Source organism: Marinilabilia rubra (assembly GCF_003121985.1).
GTDB classification, from domain to species: domain Bacteria; phylum Bacteroidota; class Bacteroidia; order Bacteroidales; family Marinilabiliaceae; genus Marinilabilia; species Marinilabilia rubra.
Window position 1 is genome coordinate 1 of the sequence record NZ_QEWP01000026.1, and the last position, 23457, is coordinate 23457.

28 protein-coding genes and 1 pseudogene are annotated in these 23457 nt (G+C 38.2%); all 29 read left to right on the plus strand.

Annotation, left to right across the window (positions count from 1 at the left end):
* Positions 1-1485: 1485 nt before the first annotated feature.
* A pseudogene (locus DDZ16_RS18985) lies at positions 1486-1851 on the plus strand (HI0074 family nucleotidyltransferase substrate-binding subunit); the annotation flags it as partial.
* A complete protein-coding gene (locus DDZ16_RS18990) occupies positions 1838-2176 on the plus strand; it encodes a nucleotidyltransferase domain-containing protein (protein WP_109266067.1) in 339 nt (112 codons plus the stop codon). The pseudogene DDZ16_RS18985 and the gene DDZ16_RS18990, both read left to right, overlap by 14 nt.
* A 780-nt stretch (positions 2177-2956) precedes the next feature.
* Complete coding sequence (locus DDZ16_RS18995; protein ID WP_109266068.1) at positions 2957-3178, plus strand: hypothetical protein; 222 nt, start codon at positions 2957-2959, stop codon at positions 3176-3178.
* 214 nt (positions 3179-3392) lie between these two features.
* The gene (locus DDZ16_RS19000; protein WP_394340330.1) at positions 3393-3608 is read left to right on the plus strand and encodes a type II toxin-antitoxin system VapC family toxin; all 216 of its coding nucleotides are present in this window, start codon (positions 3393-3395) and stop codon (positions 3606-3608) included.
* A 588-nt stretch (positions 3609-4196) separates the two neighbouring features.
* On the plus strand, positions 4197-4424 hold the full coding sequence (locus tag DDZ16_RS19005; protein WP_109266070.1) for a UPF0175 family protein: 228 nt from the start codon (positions 4197-4199) through the stop codon (positions 4422-4424).
* Positions 4425-4442: 18 nt separating this feature from the next.
* Entirely contained in the window at positions 4443-4823 is a 381-nt protein-coding gene (locus DDZ16_RS19010; protein ID WP_109266071.1) for a HEPN domain-containing protein, read from the plus strand.
* Positions 4802-5119, plus strand: a complete 318-nt coding sequence (locus DDZ16_RS19015) for a nucleotidyltransferase domain-containing protein (RefSeq protein ID WP_109266072.1) — start codon at positions 4802-4804, stop codon at positions 5117-5119. The genes DDZ16_RS19010 and DDZ16_RS19015 overlap by 22 nt, the downstream gene beginning before the upstream one ends.
* Before the next feature lie 1305 nt (positions 5120-6424).
* Positions 6425-6745, plus strand: coding sequence for a nucleotidyltransferase domain-containing protein (locus tag DDZ16_RS19020; RefSeq protein WP_109266073.1), 321 nt, complete (start codon positions 6425-6427; stop codon positions 6743-6745).
* Positions 6742-7134: a HEPN domain-containing protein gene (locus DDZ16_RS19025; RefSeq protein ID WP_109266074.1), complete on the plus strand. Its 393-nt coding sequence runs from the start codon at positions 6742-6744 to the stop codon at positions 7132-7134. The genes DDZ16_RS19020 and DDZ16_RS19025 overlap by 4 nt, the downstream gene beginning before the upstream one ends.
* A gap of 693 nt (positions 7135-7827) precedes the next feature.
* Positions 7828-8409 (plus strand): zeta toxin family protein, encoded by a 582-nt coding sequence (locus DDZ16_RS19030; RefSeq protein WP_109266075.1) that lies wholly within the window; start codon positions 7828-7830, stop codon positions 8407-8409.
* Positions 8399-8569: a hypothetical protein gene (locus tag DDZ16_RS20805; protein WP_158275714.1), complete on the plus strand. Its 171-nt coding sequence runs from the start codon at positions 8399-8401 to the stop codon at positions 8567-8569. The genes DDZ16_RS19030 and DDZ16_RS20805 overlap by 11 nt, the downstream gene beginning before the upstream one ends.
* Before the next feature lie 379 nt (positions 8570-8948).
* Positions 8949-9158, plus strand: a complete 210-nt coding sequence (locus DDZ16_RS19035; protein WP_109266076.1) for a hypothetical protein — start codon at positions 8949-8951, stop codon at positions 9156-9158.
* A gap of 28 nt (positions 9159-9186) precedes the next feature.
* Positions 9187-9609: a PIN domain-containing protein gene (locus tag DDZ16_RS19040; protein WP_109266077.1), complete on the plus strand. Its 423-nt coding sequence runs from the start codon at positions 9187-9189 to the stop codon at positions 9607-9609.
* Positions 9610-10527: 918 nt separating this feature from the next.
* Complete coding sequence (locus DDZ16_RS19045) at positions 10528-11283, plus strand: ABC transporter permease (RefSeq protein ID WP_232526822.1); 756 nt, start codon at positions 10528-10530, stop codon at positions 11281-11283.
* Between the two features lie 44 nt (positions 11284-11327).
* Positions 11328-11717, plus strand: coding sequence for a GxxExxY protein (locus DDZ16_RS19050; RefSeq protein WP_109266079.1), 390 nt, complete (start codon positions 11328-11330; stop codon positions 11715-11717).
* 668 nt (positions 11718-12385) lie between these two features.
* Positions 12386-13042 carry an AlbA family DNA-binding domain-containing protein gene (locus DDZ16_RS19055; protein WP_109266080.1) on the plus strand — a complete coding sequence of 219 codons (657 nt, stop codon included), beginning with the start codon at positions 12386-12388 and terminating at the stop codon, positions 13040-13042.
* Positions 13043-13092: 50 nt separating this feature from the next.
* Complete coding sequence (locus DDZ16_RS19060) at positions 13093-13719, plus strand: ATP-binding protein (protein ID WP_109266081.1); 627 nt, start codon at positions 13093-13095, stop codon at positions 13717-13719.
* A 662-nt stretch (positions 13720-14381) separates the two neighbouring features.
* Positions 14382-14609 (plus strand): UPF0175 family protein, encoded by a 228-nt coding sequence (locus DDZ16_RS19065; protein ID WP_109266082.1) that lies wholly within the window; start codon positions 14382-14384, stop codon positions 14607-14609.
* Positions 14602-15057 (plus strand): DUF3368 domain-containing protein, encoded by a 456-nt coding sequence (locus DDZ16_RS19070; protein ID WP_109266083.1) that lies wholly within the window; start codon positions 14602-14604, stop codon positions 15055-15057. The genes DDZ16_RS19065 and DDZ16_RS19070 overlap by 8 nt, the downstream gene beginning before the upstream one ends.
* A gap of 383 nt (positions 15058-15440) precedes the next feature.
* Positions 15441-15680 (plus strand): DUF433 domain-containing protein, encoded by a 240-nt coding sequence (locus tag DDZ16_RS19075; RefSeq protein ID WP_109266084.1) that lies wholly within the window; start codon positions 15441-15443, stop codon positions 15678-15680.
* Entirely contained in the window at positions 15661-16026 is a 366-nt protein-coding gene (locus DDZ16_RS19080) for a DUF5615 family PIN-like protein (RefSeq protein ID WP_109266085.1), read from the plus strand. The genes DDZ16_RS19075 and DDZ16_RS19080 overlap by 20 nt, the downstream gene beginning before the upstream one ends.
* A 995-nt stretch (positions 16027-17021) precedes the next feature.
* Entirely contained in the window at positions 17022-17756 is a 735-nt protein-coding gene (locus DDZ16_RS19095) for a zeta toxin family protein (protein ID WP_109266086.1), read from the plus strand.
* Positions 17757-17900: 144 nt separating this feature from the next.
* Entirely contained in the window at positions 17901-18080 is a 180-nt protein-coding gene (locus DDZ16_RS19100) for a hypothetical protein (RefSeq protein ID WP_109266087.1), read from the plus strand.
* A 106-nt stretch (positions 18081-18186) separates the two neighbouring features.
* Positions 18187-18576, plus strand: coding sequence for a GxxExxY protein (locus tag DDZ16_RS19105; protein ID WP_109266088.1), 390 nt, complete (start codon positions 18187-18189; stop codon positions 18574-18576).
* 391 nt (positions 18577-18967) lie between these two features.
* Complete coding sequence (locus DDZ16_RS21025) at positions 18968-20245, plus strand: ABC transporter ATP-binding protein (RefSeq protein ID WP_109266090.1); 1278 nt, start codon at positions 18968-18970, stop codon at positions 20243-20245.
* 3 nt (positions 20246-20248) lie between these two features.
* Positions 20249-20899 carry a sulfotransferase gene (locus tag DDZ16_RS19120; RefSeq protein ID WP_109266091.1) on the plus strand — a complete coding sequence of 217 codons (651 nt, stop codon included), beginning with the start codon at positions 20249-20251 and terminating at the stop codon, positions 20897-20899.
* Entirely contained in the window at positions 20896-21975 is a 1080-nt protein-coding gene (locus DDZ16_RS19125; protein WP_109266092.1) for a DegT/DnrJ/EryC1/StrS family aminotransferase, read from the plus strand. Before DDZ16_RS19120 ends, DDZ16_RS19125 begins: the two co-directional genes overlap by 4 nt.
* A gap of 2 nt (positions 21976-21977) precedes the next feature.
* A complete protein-coding gene (locus DDZ16_RS19130) occupies positions 21978-22523 on the plus strand; it encodes an acyltransferase (protein ID WP_109266093.1) in 546 nt (181 codons plus the stop codon).
* Positions 22507-23439 (plus strand): glycosyltransferase, encoded by a 933-nt coding sequence (locus DDZ16_RS19135; RefSeq protein WP_158275716.1) that lies wholly within the window; start codon positions 22507-22509, stop codon positions 23437-23439. Before DDZ16_RS19130 ends, DDZ16_RS19135 begins: the two co-directional genes overlap by 17 nt.
* Positions 23440-23457: the final 18 nt, after the last annotated feature.

Consider the following 23457-nt stretch of genomic DNA (forward strand, 5'->3'; position numbering starts at 1 on the left):
TTTTTGAAGTCCTCACTAAAATAACGACTTGATCTAAATTGAAATTGTGAACGTTTCTTTTTCATAATAACCGTCTTTTGAATGTTTAGTGAAAATGTTCAAAAGCGGTCAACCTATTTCAGGACGGAACAGGGCTGAAGGCCCGGATTAACCCAGCCCATGGCAACGCCTTGGGAAACTGTGGGTTTTATGAGATTGAGCGCCCCGGAGGGGCAGATAAGGAAAGTGGTCAGCAGGCAATTATCTGTAAACAGTGATCAGTAGTCCGTTGACAACCGCAGAGCGGCGGCAGATGGGTAGAATAATATTACAGAGCATTAGTGAAATAAAAAGTACAAACCGCGGATTTTGCGAATTGAACGAATGAAAATTCAAAAACCCCGGCTCTGCCGCATTGGTCACCAAAGAACCAGGCCTCCAATACAATCTAAACAACAGAAAACCACCCAAACTACAAGTCGGAATATCAAATCCTCACCGCTCATCTCCCCTTCACGTGTAAAAAATTGTTCACTCTTTTTTCTATCTCCACAGAAACTTCTCTATTTTTGCACCGTAGTAAAAAGATGATTTTTCGCAGGGGCCACAGGAAAATGATATCTCATATCATATATAAAACTGTGAGTCACCTTGCCGGAGGCGTGGAGGAAACGCAATGATCAGTATTCAGTTTTCAGTAGTCAGTGGTCAGTATTCAGAGGTCAGTAAACAGTAAGCAAAAGATTCTTCGTCGTTACTCCTCCCCGATTTAAATCGGGACCAGTTGAAGCTCAGCTCTGCTGTTTTGCCACACAAATTTCTGGCAGAATGACGGTAATCTATGTGTCATTCTGAACGAAGTGAAGAATCTCTCAATAAGACAATAAACAGTGAGCAATGATCAATGACCAGTAACCAATTATCAATAAATCTGCGCCCATCTGCAACATCTGCGGATAACAAAAGTTGCGAAGCAACATGCCGCACGCAGGGCAAATTAGAGTTAATTAGTGATAATTCGATGACCAAACGTTGCGAAGCAACCCCAGTCCGCTGGGCAAAAACAATTAGTTGACCATAAAGCAAATAACATAAACACCCCTTCCGCGTACCCCCTAACCCCCTGAAAGGGGAACCTCAAACCCGCAATGCACAACGATCAATAGACAATAACCAGTGATCAGTAGTCAGTGATCAGTATTCAGTTATCAGTTGTTAGATGCTGGAGAAGATAAATGAACATAAAGCACACTAAAAGGGCCAACGGCCCGGAAGCAATAGCCCGGGGTGAAGCCCCGGGATTAAATAAACCAACCATTATTCAAGCCCTGAAGGCGCAATAAATTATCAGTAACCATTGATCAGTAGTCAGTAGACAGTAATCAGTCAGGTTCGGGACAGTCAACGTTGCACAAACAATAATCCAGTAGAAAAAACCGCTTCATTATACAGACATCTATGAACAAAGATTTACGGTGGCAGCAAAGATTTTAAAATTTCCAAAAGGCATATAACCAATTAAAAAATGGGTTGGAAAGACTGGGAGAATTGGACGATCTGGCCAAAGAAGGAATTGTTCAGCGGTTCGAGTATACCCTGGAACTTGCCTGGAAAACACTAAAAGACTTTTTGGAAGCCAATGAGGTAATGGCTAACTTTCCTAAAGAAGTAATAAGACAGGCATTCAAAACTAAAATTATTGAGGACGCCGAAACATGGATGGAGATGCTACAAAGTAGAAATCTTCTTGCTGCTCACACCTATGATGAGAATATTTTCAATACTTCCATCGATAAAATATCAAACATCTATTTCAGTGAGATAGAAGCACTGTACGAGTTCTTTGCAGATAAAATCAGTGAAAACGATTAATAACTACACGACATTCGGACTTTCTGAAAAGTCATTCTCAGAAATTATAAGTTTACTCAAAAATTTTCCGGAAATTGAGCAGGCTAAAATCTTTGGGTCCCGGGCAACAGGCAACTACAAAACCGGGTCGGACATTGACATTGCCATTTTTGGCAAAAATGTTAATCAAAAATCGATATTAAACCTAATGGATGCCTTTGAAGATTCAATACTGCCCTACTTCGTTGATGTCCTTGACTACAAAACAATAAAAAACATCGAGCTAAAAAAACACATCGATGAAGCCGGAGTGGAATTTTACAGAAAAAAGACTAATTATCAGTGATTAGTGAGCAGTATTCAGTGATCAGTCGTTTTAGGCCCGTTAGGGCTGGAATATCGGTAGATAAATCAACCTCACATATATAAAAAAGTCCCGTTAGGGATGAGATAGAAGTCAGTTGTTAGAAGTTAGATGATAGATGTTAGATGCCAGAGAAGAGAAATGAGCAGAGAGCATAAACTACAGTAAAAGGGCCAACGGCCTGAAAGCATCAGCCAGGTGTGAAGCCCGGGATTAGATTAAACCAACTATTTTTCAAGCCCATAGAAAGGGCTCAATAAATTATCAGTGAACCAGTTAGCAATGATCAATAAACAAGTTTCAGCTAAGTGTCATTCTGAGCCTGCGAAGAATCTCTTAATAATATAATTAATCAGTAGGCAGTGGTCAGTGATCAGTAGGCAGTGGTCAGTAGGCAGTGGTCAGTAGTCAGTAAGCAAAAGATTCTTCGTCGTTCATCCTGACAATGACGTTCAGCTATGTGTCATTCTGAACGAAGTGAAGAATCTCTCAATAATACAATAACCAATTATCAATAAATCTGCGCCCATCTGCGCCATCTGCGGATAAACCCAACGTTGCGAAGCAACCCGCACGCTGGGCAAAAAACATTAGTGGAATAATAAGGAGTGACACAGTAATCAAAACCGAAAACCTCTCAAAAATCTACCGCCTGGGAAAAACAGGCACTGGCAGTTGATAAAACCATTCCATCCGATTAACTTTACCTAAAACCCATAAAAATTAAGATTTGGGCTAAATCAATTTAAGATAAAAAATACCATGCCAACGAAAACAAATAATATCAACCAAATATTATCCCAAATAGAAAGGCTTAGTTATGATGAAAAAGTTGAAGTCATGGACAAAATCATACATAGCTTCAAGAAACAAAAATTAACTTCCAGACAAGGACTAACCAGCCTTAAAGGCCTGGGTAAAGATCTTTGGAAAAACATTAACGTGGATGAATACATAGATTCTCAACGAAAAACATGGGATTAATTAAGAAATTTACAGGGAAAAAGTTTTTCTTGATACAGCGCCTGTCATTTACTATATCGAAGAAAATCCAACATACATTACTCGTTTGGAAAAACTATTTAATGCAAATACCGAAGGATCATTTATTTTCAGCACCTCTGTTATAACTCTTATTGAAGTCCTGATACACCCTTAAAAAAATGACCAGACCGAGCTATCTGAGCAGTACTCAAACATCCTTTGTTATTCACCATCAATAGAGATGCTTGACATCAATGCAGACATTGCCAAAAAGACTGCTGAAATCAGAGCTAAATATGGCTTTAAAACTCCCGATGCAATCCAGCTGGCATCTGCATTACATTCTGGTTCAGATTTTTTCATAACCAACGATAATCAGCTTAATAAATTCAAAGAATTAAAAGTTATCCTGGTTGATCAATTATCCTGAAGCTTTTATAGAAACAATATTTTTCAAACAACAATAACCAATTATCAGTGATCAGTAGTCAGTGGTCAGTAGTCAGTAATCAGTGGTCAGTAATCAGTAAGCAAAAGATTCTTCGTCGTTCCTCCTCAGAATGACGTTCAGCTATGTGTCATTCTGAACGAAGTGAAGAATCTCTCAATAATAAAATAAACAGTAACAAATTACCAATAATCTGTGCCCATCTGCGCCATCTGCGGACAAAAAAAGTTGCGTAGCAACAAGCAGCACGCAGTGCAAATTAGCGATAATTAGTGAAAATTCGATGACCATAAGTTGCGCAAGCAACGTCGCCGCACGCAGTGCAATAATTCGTTAAATTCGCGGTTCCTAAAAAGTTGCGCAGCAACCGCCGCCCGCAGAGCCAAAACATTAGTGGAATAAAATGAGCAACACTGTAATCAAAATAGAAAACCTCTCAAAAATCTATCGCCTGGTTAAGACCAGCTCCACAAAAAGTATTTGAATAAGTACAATTATACCTTAACTTTAATAAATCATACCTGATGGGACGCACATATCAATATTGTGATATTTTTGAAAAAAACAATTATGAGAACAGTTCAATTAAATATTCCTGATGATCTTGATTTAAAAGATTATGACTTTTCAATGATAGTCGCTTCAAAACTTTATGAGGAAGCCAAATTATCAGCAGGGCAGGCAGCAGAAATAGTTGGTTTATCCAAAAGAGCTTTTATTGAAATGCTTGGGAAATATGGAGTATCGGTTTTCAGCGATTCAATAACTGATTTACATTCAGATATAACAAATGCATAGAATTGTGATTTCTGATAAATGATAAATTCAGAAAAACAAATAGAATATTGGAAAGCAGGAGCCATTGATGACTTCCTATCTGCAGAAATTCTAATTGATCGACAACATTATCTGCATGGACAGTTTTTCTGCCATTTGGTTATCGAAAAAATCATTAAAGCTCACATAGTCAAATCAACAAAAGAATTTGCACCAAGATCCCACAACCTCTTTTACCTCTCCGATAAAGCCAATTTGCAATATTCTGAGGATGAAGAAATTTTCCTTGGTATTTTAAGACAATATCAATTACAGGGAAGATATCCGGATTACAACCCTGTAATCCCTGACAAAAACAAAATTGAGGACTATTTACTTAAACCCAAAAACTTACTGGAATGTCTAAATCGGAAACTATAGATATATTAAAAAAATACATTGCTCTTCTAAATACAGAAGGCTTTGATGTAAGTCAGGCTTTTTTGTTTGGAAGTTACTCTACCGGCGAAGCAAAAGAAGATAGTGATATTGATGTATTAATTGTTTCAGACAAAATGAGCAAACCGGATGAGCAAACCATTGGCAAAGCATGGATGCTGACAAGAAAAATAAATTCCCGGATAGAACCCCTTTTCATAAACTCTGACCGTTTCTATAGCAATGAGAATTCCCCTCTGATTGAGAATATCAAAGAAAAGGGTATTGAAATTGTTTAGCGCTCCCTATTTATGACCCTAAACAAAGACCTGAATTACATCAAATTGAAATTCCTTGCCGAAATAAATGTTTGCTCTTTTTTCTATCTCCACCGAAACTTCTCTATTTTTGCACCGTAGTAAAAAGATGATTTTTTGCAGGGGCCACAGGAAAATGATATCTCGTATCATATATAATACTGTGAGTCACCCCGCCGGAGGCGTGGAGGAAACGCAATGAGCAGTTATCAGTGGTCAGTATTCAGAGGTCAGTTATCAGTAATCAGTGGTCAGTTATCAGTGATCAGTAGTCAGTTATCAGTAAACAGTAAGCAAAAGATTCTTCGTCGTTACTCTTACCAATGACGTTCAGCTATGTGTCATTCTGAACGAAGTGAAGAATCTCTCAATAATACAGTGAGCAATAAACAATGATCAATAACCAATAATCTGTGAAATCTCCCGATGGAGCGGGACAGGCAGGGACAAGTTGCGGATAAACTATAAGTTGCGCAAGCACCCAATCGGCACATACCCCCTAACCCCCCTGTAGAAAATATCACAGGGTAAACCTGAAAGGGGAACCCCAGACCCGCAATGATCAGTAATCAGTAGTCAGTAAACAGTAAGCAAAAGATTCTTCGTCGTTCCTCCTAACAATGACGTTCAGCTATGTGTCATTCTGAACGAAGTGAAGAATCTCACACTAATACAGTTAATTAGTGGTTAGATGATAGAGGTTAGAGAAGGGTAAAAGGGCCAACGGCCCAAAAGCACCATCACGTCGCATACCCCCTAACCCCCTGAAGGGGGAACCCCAAACCCGCAACTCACAGTGATCAATAAACAAGTTTCAGCTAAGTGTCATTCTGAGCCTGCGAAGAATCTCTTAATAATATAATTAATCAGTGGTCAGTATTTAAAGAGTTATCAATAAATCTGTGCCATCTGCGGATAACCAAAGTTGCGCAAGCAACAAGCATCACGCAGTGCAAATTAGCGTCAATTAGTGAAAATTCGATGACCATAAGTTGCGCAAGCAACGTCGCCGCACGCAGTGCAATAATTCGTTAAATTCGCGGTTCCTAAAAAGTTGCGAAGCAACCCCAGCCCGCAGGGCACAAACAATGAGTGGAAAAACATGAGCAATACAGTAATCAAAATAGAAAACCTTTCAAAGATTTACAGATTAGGTGAAATAGCCCCAACTCCAAGGGCATAGGACAGAATTAATACAATTGACATTTTACCTGTTTCTAACGAACTTAACTTCATAAAAACTCGAAAAACGTTTAAAAAATTGGTAATTTGTCCAAATTTTGATACATGCAACCTAACAAAGATTACATATTAACCCAAATAAAAGAGATTATTAAACAGCGTGCCCCTGAGGCAAAAGTCTATTTGTATGGATCCCGATCAAGGGGGACTTCAAAAAAGCACTCGGACTGGGATCTATTGATACTCTTAAATAAAGATCACATTTCTCCTGATACTGAACAGCAAATTACATCTCCCCTGTATGATCTGGAATTTAACACAGGTGAAATAATAAGTCCAATGATATACAGCCAACAGGAATGGTATAACAAATACAGGCAAACACCATACTTCAAAAATGTAATGCGTGACGGGATATTATTATGACTCAATATAAGGAGGAAGATTATATCAATTACAGAATTGAGCGTGCCAGAGAAACCATTCTGGAAGTTCAAACTCATATTGAAAACGAATTTTGGAATACTGCCATAAACCGTATGTATTATGCATGCTTTTATGCTGTAAGTGCACTTCTATTCAAAAACAATATTGAAGTTGCAAGCCATTCAGGAATAAGAAACAAGTTTGGAGAAGTATTTGTTAAAACCGGGATTATCAATAGAGAAATAGCCAAACATTATACTGATCTTTTTGAAAAAAGACAAAAGGGTGATTATAACGATTTCTTCGACTATGATGAAGAAACTGTATTAAGATTATTCCCTAAATCTCAACAGTTCATCGATATTATTGAAAAGGCTCTACAGCAATAAATATTTGAAGATGACAATCTTTAATTCGCGGACAACCGAAAGTTTCGGGAGCAACCCCCGGAAAGCAATATCAGTGATCAGTAGTCAGTAAGCAGTGGTCAGTAGACAGTAAGCAAAAAATTCTTCATCCTTCATCCTTACAATGACGTTCAGCTTTGTGTCATTCTGAACGAAGTGAAGAATCTCTCAATAATACAGTTAATTAGTGGTTAGATGATAGAGGTTAGAGAAGGGTAAAAGGGCCAACGGCCCAAAAGCACCATCACGTCGCATACCCCCTAACCCCCTGAAGGGGGAACCCCAAACCCGCAACTCACAGTGATCAATAAACAAGTTTCAGCTAAGTGTCATTCTGAGCCTGCGAAGAATCTCTCAATAATACAATAACCAATTATCAATAAATCTGCGCCCATCTGTGCCATCTGTGGACAACAAAAGTTGCGTAGCAACAAGCAGCACGCAGTGCAAATTAGCGATAATTAGTGAAAATTCGATGACCATAAGTTGCGCAAGCAACGTCGCCGCACGCAGTGCAATAATTCGCTTAATTCGTTAAATTCGCGGTTCCTAAAAAGTTGCGAAGCAACCCCAGCCCGCAGGGCAAAACAATCAGTTGACCAATAATGAGCAATACTGTAATCAAAATAGAGAACCACCTCATACACCACCGATATAAAAGTATAATTAGATTCAATGCCTAACTTATATATCATAGCCGGTTGTAACGGTGCTGGAAAAACCACAGCATCTTTCACTGTTCTTCCGGAAATGCTGAATTGTGAAGATTTTGTTAACGCGGATGAGATAGCAAGAGGGCTTTCTCCTCTAAAACCTGAAAATGCTGCAATTGAAGCTGGCAGAATAATGCTTCAAAAAATTGATAACTTTATCGAACAAGGAAAGGATTTTGCATTTGAGACAACACTTGCTACCAGAAGTTATATCAATACAATCCGTAAAGCTCAGAAAAAAGGATATGGGGTAACTCTTTTATTTTTTTGGCTGGATTCAACCGACCTTGCCATTGAAAGGGTCAAAGCCAGAGTAAGTGAAGGAGGGCACAATATTCCATCAAATATCATTGTAAGAAGATATTTCAACGGATTGAAAAATTTATTCAACCTCTATATCCCTCAAACCGATTATTGGATGGTGTTTGATAACTCTAACATGGCAGCTGCACTAATCGCTGAAGGAAATACCGATCAGGAATTGTCCATTCAAAATATGATTATATTTGAAAGATTAAAAAAACTTGGCAATCATGAAAAATAACATCATAAAAGATAAAGTATTAAAAGGCCTGCAATTAACACATGAGCGACTAATCAAAACCAAAAAGGCAAGAAACTTTAACCTGGTCATTTCCCAAAATGGTCAAATCGTTAAAATCCACGGAAAAGATTTATCTAAATATGAAGCAAGTAAGAAGTAATTATTAGTGGGCAAGTGATCTGCTTTCAATAAAAAGGCCAACGGCCCGAAAACAACACAGCTACCGCATACCCCCTACCCCCGAAAGGGGAACCCAAACCCTCAGTAATCAGTAGGCAGTGGTCAGTGATCAGTAAGCAAAAGATTCTTCGTCGTTACTCTTACCAATGACGTTCAGCTTTGTGTCATTCTGAACGAAGTGAAGAATCTTCCAATAATACAGTAAACAATTATCAATAAATCTGCGCCCATCTGCGAACAACCAACGTTGCACGAGCAATAAGCCACACGCAATGCAAAACCAATCAGTGGAAAATATAGTTTGATAAATTGTGCGATTCACTTAAATCACCTATATTGTTTTAATAAAACAGATACCGATGATAATTGAAAGAGACAAGAACGAACTTAAAATCCGGATTCAAACAAGCAGAAATTCAAATCGTATTCAATCAATAATTGATTACCTAAAGTACGAAGAATTAACGGCCAATAGTAATGCATCTCACGAAGATGCAGACAAAATCATTGCATCTGCTAAAAAAGGGCGTTGGAGTAAAATCAGTAAAGAACTCAATTTAGACAAATAATTTGTGACCTTAACTTTTGTCTAAAAAAATGATTGTCATAGTCGACACAAATATCATTTTCAGTGCTATTCTTAATACAGACAGCAAAATTGCACAGATTCTAATAACCCGATTTCCTGTTTATGATTTTTATGCTCCCAAGTATGTCAGAGATGAATTGTTAGAGCATAAAAGCAAACTGAAAAAACTGGCAAACCTTAAAGAAAACATCTTCCTCGAAGTATATGAATTGGTGCTAAAACACGTTACGATACTGGATCATCATCTGGTTCCCGTTAGATTTTATCGAAAAGCGATGACCTTACGCCAGAATATCGATGAAGACGATGTCCTGTTCGTAGCCCTTACCCTCTTTCTGAAAGGGAAATTATGGACGGGAGACAAGAAACTGACTGCCGCATTAAAAGAAAAAGGCTTTAAACAATTTATAAAAACATCAGAATTATTTTAATGTGTTTCCCTTTAGGACTTCACCGGAACACTACCCCAATAAGTACATAAACACCCTGGCAATGCCAGTTAACAATTATCAGCTTTCAGCAAAGGGCCAACGGCCTGAAAGCACCAGCCCAACCGCATACCCCCTAACCCCCTGAAAGGGGAACCGCAAGCCCGCAATGATCAGTAGTCAGTGATCAGTGGTCAGTAAGCAAAAGATTCTTCGCCGTTCATCCTTACAATGACGGTCAACTATATGTCATTCTGAACGAAGTGAAGAATCTCTCAATAAGACAATAACCAATTACCAATAAATCTGTGCCCATCTGTGCCATCTGTGGACAACAAAAGTTGCGCAAGCAACGTCGCCGCACGCAGTGCAATAATTCGCTTAATTCGTTAAATTCGCGGTTCCTAAAAAGTTGCGAAGCAACCGCCGCCCGCAGGGCAATAATTCGTTAAATTGACAACATCACAATCGTCGTTTTAAGGTGTTATCGAACTCCTTGAAGTCGTTTCGTGTAATTGACAACATCATAATCGTCTTTTTAAGGTGTTATCGAACTCCTTTCAGTCGTTTCGTGGACAGAAAAACGTTGCGAAGCAACAGCCCGCAGGGCAAAATCAGTGATCAGTAATCAGTAGGCAGTGGTCAGTATTAACCAATTACCAATAAATCTGTGCCCATCTGTGCCATCTGTGGACAACAAAAGTTGCGTAGCAACGCCGCCGCCCGCAGGGCACAAATTCGCATCGCTCGGCTCTGCCGCTTGCTTGCAAGAAATCAGGAAAATTCGATGACCTAACGTTGCGCAAGCAACCCCACTCATAAAAACCAATGAACGAAAATTACGACCTAATCATCCGCCCCAAGAGGCACGCATTCGACATTAACTTTAAAGAAATCTGGCAGTACCGCGACCTGCTCTACATGTTCGTCAAGCGGGATGTCATTACCATTTACAAACAAACCGTTCTGGGTCCCATCTGGTTTGTGGTGCAGCCCATCCTCACCACCGCCATTTACCTCCTGGTGTTTGGCAACATCGCCAAGATCAGTACCGATGGCGTTCCCGGAACTTTGTTTTATCTGGCAGGTGTCACCCTCTGGAACTACTTTGCAGAGAGTTTCAACACCACCTCCAAAACGTTTAAGGAGAATGCGGATATCTTTGGGAAAGTCTATTTCCCCAGGCTCATCATGCCCTTTGCCAAGGTATCCTCAGGACTCATAAAATTCGGTATACAATTCGTCTTTTTCCTGGCGGTATATGCTTATTATCTCATTATTGGGGATGCCTCCGTACAGCCCAACATGCACATCCTGTTACTGCCGCTATTGGTAGTTCTCATGGCCATGTTTGGATTAGGCGCCGGACTCATATTCACCAGTATGACCACCAAATACCGCGACCTCACATTCCTGTTGCAATTTGGGGTACAACTGCTGATGTACGCCACCCCGGTGATCTACCCGCTCAGCACCATACCCGATGGCAAACTGAAAATGCTCATCCTGGCCAACCCCATCACCCCGCTCATGGAAACATTCAAATATGCCTTCCTGGGCGCCGGCCATTTCAGCTGGCTGAGTTTAGGGTACAGTGTTGCTTTTGCCACTATATTACTAACAGCAGGTATTGTGGTGTTTCATAAAACGGAGCGGAACTTTATTGATACTGTGTAGTCCACAGATTGACTCAGATTACTCAGATTAAATTTTTCTAAATAATGCCTAGCCCAACGGAAAATAAATTTCCCTTAAAAAAGGAAACATATGAAATAATAGGAGCGGCAATGGATGTTCACAGGACCCTTGGAAATGGGTTTCTGGAAGCTGTATACCAAGAAGCACTAGCCATTGAATTCAATGAGAAATTCATTGACCACATAAAAGAAGCACCATTAAACATCCAATATAAAAACCAGGTATTATCTAAAAAGTATATTGCAGACTTTATTTGTTACGATAAGATAATTGTAGAACTTAAGGCCTTAAATGAATTATGTGGAGATCATGAAGCACAGGTATTAAATTACCTGAAAGCCACAAATTTCAAAGTAGGTATTTTATTAAACTTTGGCTGTAAAAGCCTTCAATACAAAAGGATTGTATTATAGCCATTATATTTACTTTTTCACAATCCTTCATTCAAAAATAATCTGTGCCCATCTGTGTCATCTGTGGACAGAAAAAGTTGCGCAAGCAACAACCCAACCGCATACCCCCTAACCCCCTGAAAGGGGAACCGCAAACCCGCACCCCCTTTAGAAAAAGTTATTCACAGGATAAAACACAATAATCTGTGTAATCTGTGGACAACCCATGTTGCGAAGCAACAAGCCGCCCGCAGGGCAAATAACCATTAGTGAAAAAAAATGAGTGATACAGTAATAAAAATAGAAAACCTTTCGAAGATTTACAGGTTAGGCGAAATAGGCACCCTCGAATAAGTTCTACTAAGCTTTTAAAAAGCTAAGTATCCCTTGATCGGGACGGCAAAGAAAACCCCTACGTCACAATTGGCGGCGTCAACGACCGCACCGCCAAGGCCCGCAAAGGGGAGCACATCGACCGCCCTCAAAGACATTAGCTTAGAAGTAATGCACCAAAAAACTAACCAATGCTCGTTCCGTTCACAATACAACAATCATTATTTTTGCAACGATACGGTAACTCGCTTTGGGACTTACCGTGCCGTAGGCGTACCCTATAAAGCTGTCTTAAAAGAATTAAATAGCAGGAAAAGTTAAACAACCCGTAGAAGCCCAACCAACAACCTCATCAAATGAATTCCGAAAATATAAATAACCTCATTTTAGAAGGAGAAAATGAAACCGTCGAATTTAAAACCAGTTTTAACAACGAGGTTATTGAAACATTAGTTGCATTTGCTAATACAAAAGGAGGAAACATTCTAATTGGGGTCAATGCACGAAATCAGATTAAAGGAATTCAAATTAATGCGGAATCCTCTCAAAACTGGATAAATGAGATTAAAAACAAAACTCTACCATCTCTCTTACCAGATGTTGAAATTGTAAATATCGAAAACAAAAATATTGTTGTTCTGTCAATTCAGGAATATCCCGTTAAACCGGTTTCTACCAGAGGAAAATATTTCAAGAGATTAAACAATTCAAATCATATAATTGAAATTTCTGAGGTTGTAAACCTTCATTTACAATCGTTCAATACAAGTTGGGATTTTCATATAAACCATGAATTCAAAATTGAAGATATCTCCTTTGAGAAAGTACAAAAATCAATTGATATTCTTCATTCGTCAGGTTCAAAAATCATTGACGATCCTTATACTTTTCTTATTAAAAATGATCTGGTACGAAATGAAGCCCTGACAAATGCGGCATTCCTGCTTTTCTCTAAAAAAGACACAGTGCTAACAACCATTGAATTAGGACGTTTTCAAACAGATACCATATAAAGGACAGCCAACGAACCAAGTCTGATATACTAAATCAGATTGATGAAGTTATGGATTTTGTTAAAAAACATATTAATAAAGAGATAATTATTACAGAAGCACCGCGTAATACTCAAAAATGGCAATACCCTTTAGAAGCAATAAGGGAAATCATTATAAATATGGTGGTTCACAGAGATTACCGGTCATCGTCCGATTCAATTGTAAAAATATTTGACAATAAAATTGAATTCTATAACCCAGGGAAACTGCCCGATTCAATTACAATAGATGACCTGATAGCTAACAACTATAAATCAACTCCTCGAAACAAACTCATTGCTGATTTCTGCAAAAGCATTGGGATAATAGAAAAATACGGTTCCGGTATTCAAAGGGTTATCAGGTATTTTAATGATGAAGGACTTCCTTTGCCTCATTTTAAAAACATTTCGGAAGGATTTTTGGTCACAGTTTTCACAAATGAGAAGACCAATGTCACAGAAAATGTCACAGAAAAAAGAGAATTTCAAATTTTGAATATTTTGCGAGAAAATAACGTAATTACGACATCTGAATTGGCAAAACTTTTGAATGTAACCAGAAGAACCATAGCAAGGGATATAGAAAAACTTAAGATTGAAGGCATGATTAAACGCTTAGGACCTGATAAAGGTGGAAGATGGAGAGTCCTTTAACTACCAACTTCCGAAAAAAGAACATTTTTCAAACATCAGATCAATTTTAATGAACCTAAACGAAGACCCAACATACATAGAATTGAAATCCCTTACCGAAAAAATTGTTTACTCTGTTTTCTCTCTCCACCGAAACTTCTCTATTTTTGCACCGTAGTAAAAAACAATCTTTCTCCGGTGGGCTTACTGTGACTCACCTTGCCGTAGGCGTGCAAGAAACGCAATGACCAGTGATCAGTAATCAGTGGTCAGTAATCAGTGTCAGTAGACAGGAAGCAAATGATTCTTCGTCGTTCATCCTTACAATGACGTTCAGCTATGTGTCATTCTGAACAAAGTGAAGAATCTCTTAATAATATAATTAATCAGTCATCAGTAGGCAGTGGTCAGTTATCAGCAATCAGTAAGCAAAAGATTCTTCGTCGTCCCTCCTCAGAATGACGTTCAGCTAACTGTCATTCTGAACGAAGTGAAGAATCTCACCCTAACACAATAGAGGCATTAAAATATACAAAACCGAATATTAAATCTGTGCCCATCTGCGCCATCTGCGGATAACAAAAATTGTGCAGCAACCAACCCGGAGGGGCAAATAATAATTAATGGCAAAAAACCGTAAAACTGATTAACTTTACCATAAACCCACATTAAAGAAAGTAATTATGAGAACAGTTCAATTAAATATTCCGGATAGTCTTGATTTGAAAGATTATGACTTTTCAATGATAGTCGCTGCAAAGCTTTATGAGGAAGCCAAATTATCAGCAGGGCAGGCGGCAGAAATAGTTGGCTTATCCAAAAGAGCTTTTATTGAAATGCTTGGGAAATATGGAGTATCGGTTTTCAGCGATTCAATAACTGATTTACATTCAGATATAACAAATGCATAGAACTGTGATTTCTGATACAAGCTCGCTGATTCTTTTTCACAAAATTGATGAATTCTCTTTGTTAGAAAAAGTTTATGGAGAATTAATAACGACCCCCGAAATCGCTGAAGAGTTTGGAGAAAAACTCCCTGATTGGGTGAAAATACAATCCGTGAGTGATACAAAATACCAAAAGTTTCTTGAAACACAGGTAGACCATGGCGAAGCAAGTGCAATTGCATTAGCTGCTGAGTACGAAGATGTGACATTGCTACTGGATGACTTAAAAGCCAGAAAATTAGCAACAAAATTAAATTTTAAAGTTACCGGTGCTCTTGGTGTGATTCATAAAGCTAAACAATTGTCAGTCATCCCCAAAGTCAAACCGCTTATCAACAAATTATTGACAACTGACTTTAGAATTGCTGATAATATTATTGAGGAAATTTTGAAATTGAATAACGAATAACTCTGTGCCATCTGCGGATAACAATAGTTGCGCAAGCAACAAGCCGCACGCAGTGCAAAAGCAGTGATCAGTGATCAGTGGTCAGTAGACAGGAAGCAAATGATTCTTCGTCGTTCATCCTTAAAATGACGTTCAGCTTTGTGTCATTCTGAACGAAGTGAAGAATCTCACCCTAACACAATAGAGGTATTCAAACATATAAACCGAATTTTAAATCTGCACCCATCTCTATCATCTATGGAAAAAATGCTGCACAAGCAACAACCGGGGCATGCACCCCAATCCCTTAAGAAGGAATCCCCAACCCGCATTATTCAATAATATAATGGCTAAAACCAATCAAACCGATTAACTTTACCTAAAACCCCAAAAAAAAGAAGGCCATGGATAAATCATTAAAAAGAATTACGATCAACCCCGAAATCTGTAATGGTAAACCAATCATTCGGGGGATGCGCATTACTGTGAGCACTATTCTGGAATACCTTGCTGCGGGTGAGACAACTGAAAACATTCTGGAAGCTTATCCGACACTTGAAAAAGAAGACATTCTGGCTTGCCTGGAGTTTGCGAAAAAAATAGCTGACAAATCAATATTGGATTATGATCTCAAGGCAAGCTGAGAAAGCTTCGTACCTGGTAGATGTCAATCTTCCCAAAAAGTTCAGTTTCTTTAACTCTGTTGAATTCATCCATGTTGCAGATATTGATGCAACTCTTAGAGATAAAGATATTTGGGAATTTGCCATCGCTCATAATCTAATCATATTAACAAAAGACACTGATTTTTATGAAATGTTCCTAACTCAGGAACATCATCCAAAAGTGGTATCCTTTAAATTTGGCAATTTCAAAATTAATGACCTTCACAAATATTTCAAATCGAACTGGGAAATCATTCTAAACTTGCTTAGAAACAATGATTTTATTTTTGCCTATGAAAATAAAATTAAAGCTATCAGATCCTAATCAGTAGTTAGTCGTTAGTGGTTAGTGGTCAGTAAGCAAAAGATTCTTCGTCGTTCATCCTTACAATGACGTTCAGCTAACTGTCATTCTGAACGGAGTGAAGAATCTCACACTAATACAATAACCAATTATCAATAATCTGCGTCCATCTGCGACATCTGCGGATAAATCCAAAGTTGCGAAGCAACCGCCCGAAGGGCTATAATTCGCATAATTCGTTTAATTGACAACATCACAATCGTCTTTTTAAGGTGTTATCGAACTCCTTTCAGTCGTTTCGCGGTGCCCAAAGAAGTTGCGAAGCAACAGCCGCCCGCAGGGCAAATAACCATTAGTGGAAAAAAATGAGCAATACAGTAATAAAAATAGAAAACCTCTCCAAGATTTACCGCCTAGGCGAAATAGGAACCGGCACCTTAAGCCACGACCTCAACCGCTGGTGGCAAATGAATCCCGAATAAGTTCTACTAAGCTTTTAAAAAGCTAAGTATCCCTAAATCGGGACGGTAAAGACGACCCCTACGCCCTCGTGGGCGGCGTTAACGACCGCACCGCCAAGGCCCGCAAAGGAGAGCACGCCGCCGCCCTCAAAGACATCAACCTGGAAGTAAAACAGGGCGAAGTACTCGGATGAAAGTCCTCAGCCACGAAATATGGATTAATAAAAGTATGATTTTACATTGATAACATGATACACATAATCTTGAAAATGGCTTAAAAAATGCCTATATTTACAACACAAAACCAAAATTAAATCCCGTTGTGATGCACAAACATTTAACGTCAATAAATGAAATGAAAATAATTCCGATAGTGGCAAGAAAAGCAACATCAGAAAGCTTTAAAAATGCAATAAAGGAAAAATTATCAGTCATCTTCAAAGAAGGTAGAAACATTGTTGAAATGCGCCCTAATGGTGAAAAAATTGTTAAGCATCGATTAAATTACACGCATCGTAATCTCGAAAAAAAATTTAAGTTATTGTAATATAACCCATGGCCCAAAAACGTCTCAGGCTTTTCGCGGGCCCTAATGGGTCTGGTAAAACAACCATTATTAATAAAATTCCTGATAACATCAATCTCGGTTTCTTAATTAATGCCGATGATATTGAAGCAGAATTACGAAAAAATGGTTATTTCAACCTAAAAAATCATCAACTAAAACTTACCACCTCCGAATTACAAAATTTTATTTCAAATGAAGGTGCATCATCTGTAAAACTACCTGTCAACAAATTTATTGACCAATTTTACATCTCTAATCAAAAAGTATTTATTCCTGAAAATTTATTGAACTCTTACATTGCTGCTGACATTGCTGCTTTATTAAGAATTCAACATGCTAAAGCTGGTCATTCTTTCACTTTTGAAACGGTTTTAAGTCACCCTTCAAAAATTGATTTTATTACAACGGCCAAACAAAACGGATACCGTATTTATTTGTATTACATCGCTACTGAATCGGCTGATATAAATGTTAATCGTGTCAATATAAGAGTTACCCAAAAAGGACATTCGGTACCCGAAGCAACAATCCGGGCAAGATACAAGCGTTCTTTGGCACTTTTATATAAAACTATCAAAGTTTCAGACAGAGCTTTCCTTTTCGATAATTCAGGCAAAGAAAGTTTCTTCTTTGCTGAAATAACGGATGGCTCGGATGTGGAAATAAAATGCGACGATGAAAATATTCCGGAATGGTTCTTTTCTTATGTATTGAACAGATGATTCAAGCAGCTTTTTGTTCACTCTTTTTTCTATCTCCACCGAAACTTCCCTATTTTTGCACCGTAGTAAAATATGTTTTTGCAGGTGGGCCTTCTGTGACTCACCGTGCCGTAGGCGTGGAGGAAACGCAATGAGCAGTTAACAATGAGCAATGACCAGTTACCAATAAACCCAACATACAACAAATTAAAAACACTTGCTGAAAAGTTTCCGGAGGATGATTTTCTCCAATCCCTTCTGGAAACCTATCGTCCTTATCCCCCAACTGATATATCGGACGATGATTTGCTCTACGAAGCGCTCAAAGAGAAGTATAACCTTTAGTGGGTCTTAAATTGAGTCCACAAATAAAATATAAAACGGCTGCGCCGTTTTGTTTTTTGGGTCCACAGATGACGCAGATGAACACAGATTCTAAATTTTTTAAATTATGCCTAACTTAACTCAAAAAGAATTTCCTCTCAAAGAGGAAACATACGAAATTATTGGAGCTGCAATGGAAGCTCACAAAATTCTTGGATCTGGTTTTCTTGAAGGTGTGTACCAGGAAGCATTAAACATCGAATTTAAAACAAGAAACATTAAAAATGAAAGAGAAGTCCCTTTGCAAATTCAATATAAAGAACACGTCCTGTCAAAAAAATACATAGCTGACTTCATTTGCTATGATAAAATTATTGTTGAGCTAAAAGCTTTAAATGAATTATGTGGAGAGCATGAAGCACAGGTTTTGAATTATTTAAAAGCTACAAATTTCAAAGTAGGCATTTTATTAAACTTTGGTTGTAAAAGGCTACAATACAAAAGAATTGTATTATAGCAAATAGACCTTCTCTTTCACAAACCTAATTCAAAATAATCTGTGAAAATCTGTGGACTACCAATGTTGCGAAGCAACCATCCGAACCATACCCCCTATGAAGTTTAATCTTCACAGGGTAAACCTGAAAGAGGAACCCCTAACCCGCAAAACACAAGAATCTGTGTTAATCTGTGTAATCTGTGGACAACCTAAAGTTGCGAAGCAACCGCCGCCCGCAGGGCATAAAAACAATCAGTGGAAAAAAATGAGCAATACAGTAATAAAAATAGAAAACCTCTCAAAAATCTACCCCCGAATAAGTTCGGCTAAGCTTTAAAAAGCTATGCCTCCCTAAATCGGGGCAGGCTCCTGACATATTTGAAAATCATTAAATATAAAAGCATTAACAGTGAGTGATACTGTAATTAAAATAGAAAATCTTTCGAAGATTTACAGGTTAGGCGAAATTGGAACAGGCACATTAAGCCACGACCTAAACCGCTGGTGGCAAATGAACATCCGCGGTAAAGACGACCCATACGCCCTCGTAGGCGGTGTCAACGACCGCACCGCCAAAGCCCGCAAGGGCGAGCACATCGCCGCCCTCAAAGACATCAACTTAGAAGTAAAACAGGGCGAAGTACTAGGCATTATAGGCAAAAACGGTGCAGGAAAAAGTACCTTGCTAAAAGTATTAAGCCGCGTTACCTCCCCCACCACCGGAAGCATCAGCGTGAAGGGCCGCCTGGCCTCACTGCTCGAGGTAGGCACCGGCTTTCACCCCGAGATGACCGGCCGCGAAAACATCTACATGAACGGCACCATCATGGGCATGCGTAAGTGGGAGATCACCCGCAAGCTGGAGGAGATCGTGGAGTTTGCCGGCGTGGCCAAATACTTAGATACTCCCGTGAAGCGTTACTCCAGCGGCATGAAGGTACGCCTGGGCTTTGCCGTGGCTGCCCACCTGGAACCGGAAATTCTTGTGGTGGATGAAGTGCTGGCTGTAGGCGATGCGGAATTCCAGAAAAAGGCCATCGGAAAAATGCAGGATGTGAGTACCAATGATGGTCGAACGGTGCTGTTTGTGAGTCATAATATGGCGAGTGTAAAGAGTTTGTGTACAAACGGTATTATTCTTGAAGATGGTTTTAAAGTTCTTGAAACAGATATTGACGCATGTGTAACAAGATATTTAAAAGGTAATAGTGATATACTTAATCACAAGAAATGGGACCAGCCAGAAATTAAAAACAGTCATTTTCAACTAAAAGAAATTGGTATAAAAGCTGTTGAAAAAAAATACACAGAGCCCATTTCAATATCCGAAGCAATAGAATGTAATGTTGGTATTAATTTTACAAACACAAACCATTCAAACTTTCACGTTAATTTAAGATTTAAAAATGACCAGGGGAATTACCTGTTTGTGGTTTCTTCCAATGATGCCAAGCAAACAATAAAACCGGGTAGCAATAATATAAAAATGAAAATACCGGGGAATTTCTTTAATACAGGAAACTTTTATATGGATCTTATGGTAGTGAAAGACAAAAAAACAGTAATCTTTACCGAAAATGACATACTTAGTTTTACACTATTGAATGAAAGTAATGCCCTGGGTACGTGGATGGGAAAAACACGTGGAGATTTAAAACCAAAGTTTGATTGGGAAATTACATATTAGAATATGTTTGGAACAAAAAGGAATAAGATATTCTGCATTTCAATGCAACGTAGCGGAACAACTTCTGTTGGTGAATTTTTTAGGCATTTCAAGTATAACGTAGCAGGTTATGATATCTCGTTAAAAAACAAATGGACAAAAAGCTGGCTTGATGGAAATTACAAACAAATATTCAAGTCAAAAGATTTTCTCAAAAACCAAGTATTTGAAGATGATCCATGGTGGTGCCCTGAATTCTATAAAGTGCTTTATCATGAATTTAAAAATGCTAAATTCATCCTTCTTACGCGACCTCCTGAAGATTGGTTCAAATCTATGATCAATCATTCTGGGGGAAAAACATTAGGAAACACAGAAATACATTGTAAAATATATAGAAGAGAAAAAGATTTTGTTAATATTGCTCAAAAATTTGACCGCCACGATACAACTTACAATGACAACCTTTTAGATCTCAAGCAAAACAAAGAGCTTTACTTGGAACATTACACCCGGCATAACCATGAGGTCATTTCATTTTTTGAGCAACATGACAGCTCTAAATTGTTTTATGGGGATCTTTACGACAAAGATATTTGGCAAAAAATGGGAGCATATTTTAGCATAGATGTTCCAAAGCAATTTAACATTCATGCTAACAAATCAAACAAATGATACCAGTCACCAAACCTTTTTTACCACCAAAAAACGAATACAATGCGCTTATTGATCAGGTTTGGCAACGAAATTGGTTGACAAATAACGGGCCGTTGGTCAATGAACTGGAATTAAAACTCAAAGAAATACTGAATCTTGAGCACCTGCTTTTTACCTCAAACGGCACTATTGCCCTTCAAATGGCTATAAAAGCTCTTGAGCTAACAGGTGAAATTATTACTACACCATTTTCATATGTGGCTACTACAAGTTCTATTGTTTGGGAAAGTTGCACACCCGTATTTGCAGATATTGATCCACAACGCCTAACCATTGATCCCCACAAAATTGAAGCGCATATTAGTAAAAAAACCAGTGCTATCCTGGCTACTCATGTATATGGTATACCATGCCACATTGAAGAAATTGAAGCCATCGCTCAAAAGCATCAGTTAAAAGTGATTTACGATGCAGCCCATGCATTTGGTGTTAAGTACAAAGGTAAATCATTATTTTCATATGGAGATATTAGTGTTTTAAGCACTCATGCTACCAAAATTTTTCATACGGTTGAAGGTGGGGCAGTAGTAACAAAAAGGCCTGAACTACTAAAAAGATTAGCTTATCTTCGTAATTTTGGGCATGATGGGCCAGACCAATTCAATGGCGTTGGTATTAACGGGAAAAACTCCGAATTTCATGCGGCCATGGGCCTGGCAAATCTTTCATATATCAGTGCCATTATTGAAAAACGTAAGAAGGATAGTTTTTTATATGATGAGTGGCTATTGGACAAAGGGCTTTTGCGGCCAACTATACCGCCTGAAACCCAATACAATTACAGTTATTATCCAATAATCTTTAAAACAGAAGCCGATTGCCTTAACGTTTTTGAAGCCTTAACCAGGCACGAAATCTTTGCTCGGCGCTACTTTTATCCTTCTTTAACAGAGTTAGATTATGTATCCGGGGGAGAAACTCCTATATGCAAAGAAATGGCTCCGCGAGTATTGTGCTTACCACTTTATTACAGCCTTACAAATGCAGAGATTGATCTGATTTGCCGACTGATTATACGAACTCTAAAATATTAAGGATGCCATTTTTAAGTGAGGAAGAATTAAAAAAAATGTCCTTTAAAAGAATTGGATGCAACGTTTTGATTTCTGATAAAGCCTCAATATATAGCCCCGAAACCATTGAAATCGGGTCGAACGTGCGAATCGACGACTTTTGTATCCTTTCGGGGCATATTATGTTGGGTAGTTATATTCATATTTCAGCATATTCAGCTTTATATGGGAAATTTGGTATAGAAATGGAAGATTTCACTGGACTATCCCCGCGGTGCACAGTATTTAGTGCATCTGATGACTTTTCGGGAGAATACATGATTAGCCCCATGGTGCCGGGAAAACTAACTAACGTAACTGGAGGCAAAGTAAAAATTAAACGCTTTACACAAATTGGAGCAGGTACAGTCATATTACCCAATGTTACCCTTAATGAAGGTACAGCTATTGGTGCTATGTCTTTAATAAAAAATGACATCCCAGAGTGGGAAATACATGGTGGATGCCCTGCTAGATTTATTAAACAACGAAAAAAAGATATACTCCATTTATATGGAACAATTAAATAATACAGACTATCCTTTAGTAAGTGTTTGCATGATTACCTATAATCATGAACCCTTTATAGCCGAAGCAATAGAGGGTGTTTTAATGCAAAAAACTAATTTTCCGGTTAAATTAGTTATTGGTGAAGACTGCAGCACTGATAAAACCCGCAATATTTGTGAAAAATATAAACAACAACACCCTGACCTGATTGAACTTATCCCTGCAACCGCTAACTTAGGCATGATGTCTAACTTTATCCGTACACTTGAAACTTGTAAAGGGAAATACATCGCTTTATGCGAAGGCGACGACTACTGGACCGACCCCCATAAGCTGCAAAAGCAGGTGGATTTTTTGGAGGAGAATGAAGATTATAGCTTTTGTTTTCATAATGTGTATATAAATCAACATGATTATCAAAAAATATTCAAAGAATTCACAGATAAAGATGGAATATATGCACTAGAAGACGTATTAAAAGAAATATGGTTTATCCCTACATGCAGTATCTGCTTTAAAAATGTTATTGACGAGTATCCTAAATGGATGCAGAATGCTGAAAACGGTGATCTCTCGTTAATTTTCCTACTTGCACTTAAAGGAAAAATTAAACGCATTGATGGCATAATGGGGTTTTACAGGCAGCACCCCGGGGGTGCAAGCAAGCAGTTTACTCGTGAAAGTTTAATTCTAAATATAAGCTACACCTATATGAACTTTAATATCGCGACAGACAAAAAATTTCAGGCATTCATTGAAGAAGGTTTTGGAAAATATATAAAATCTCAGTACCAAGCTCACTATAAGCAAACAGCTCAAATAGAATTAAAAAATTCAAATAAAATGGCAATTACCTTCACGTTTAAAGAATTAATAACTGCGATTGGTATTAAAGTAAAAAATAAAATATTAAACAGATTTAAAACAAACCAATAAAAAATAATTCTTAGTCTT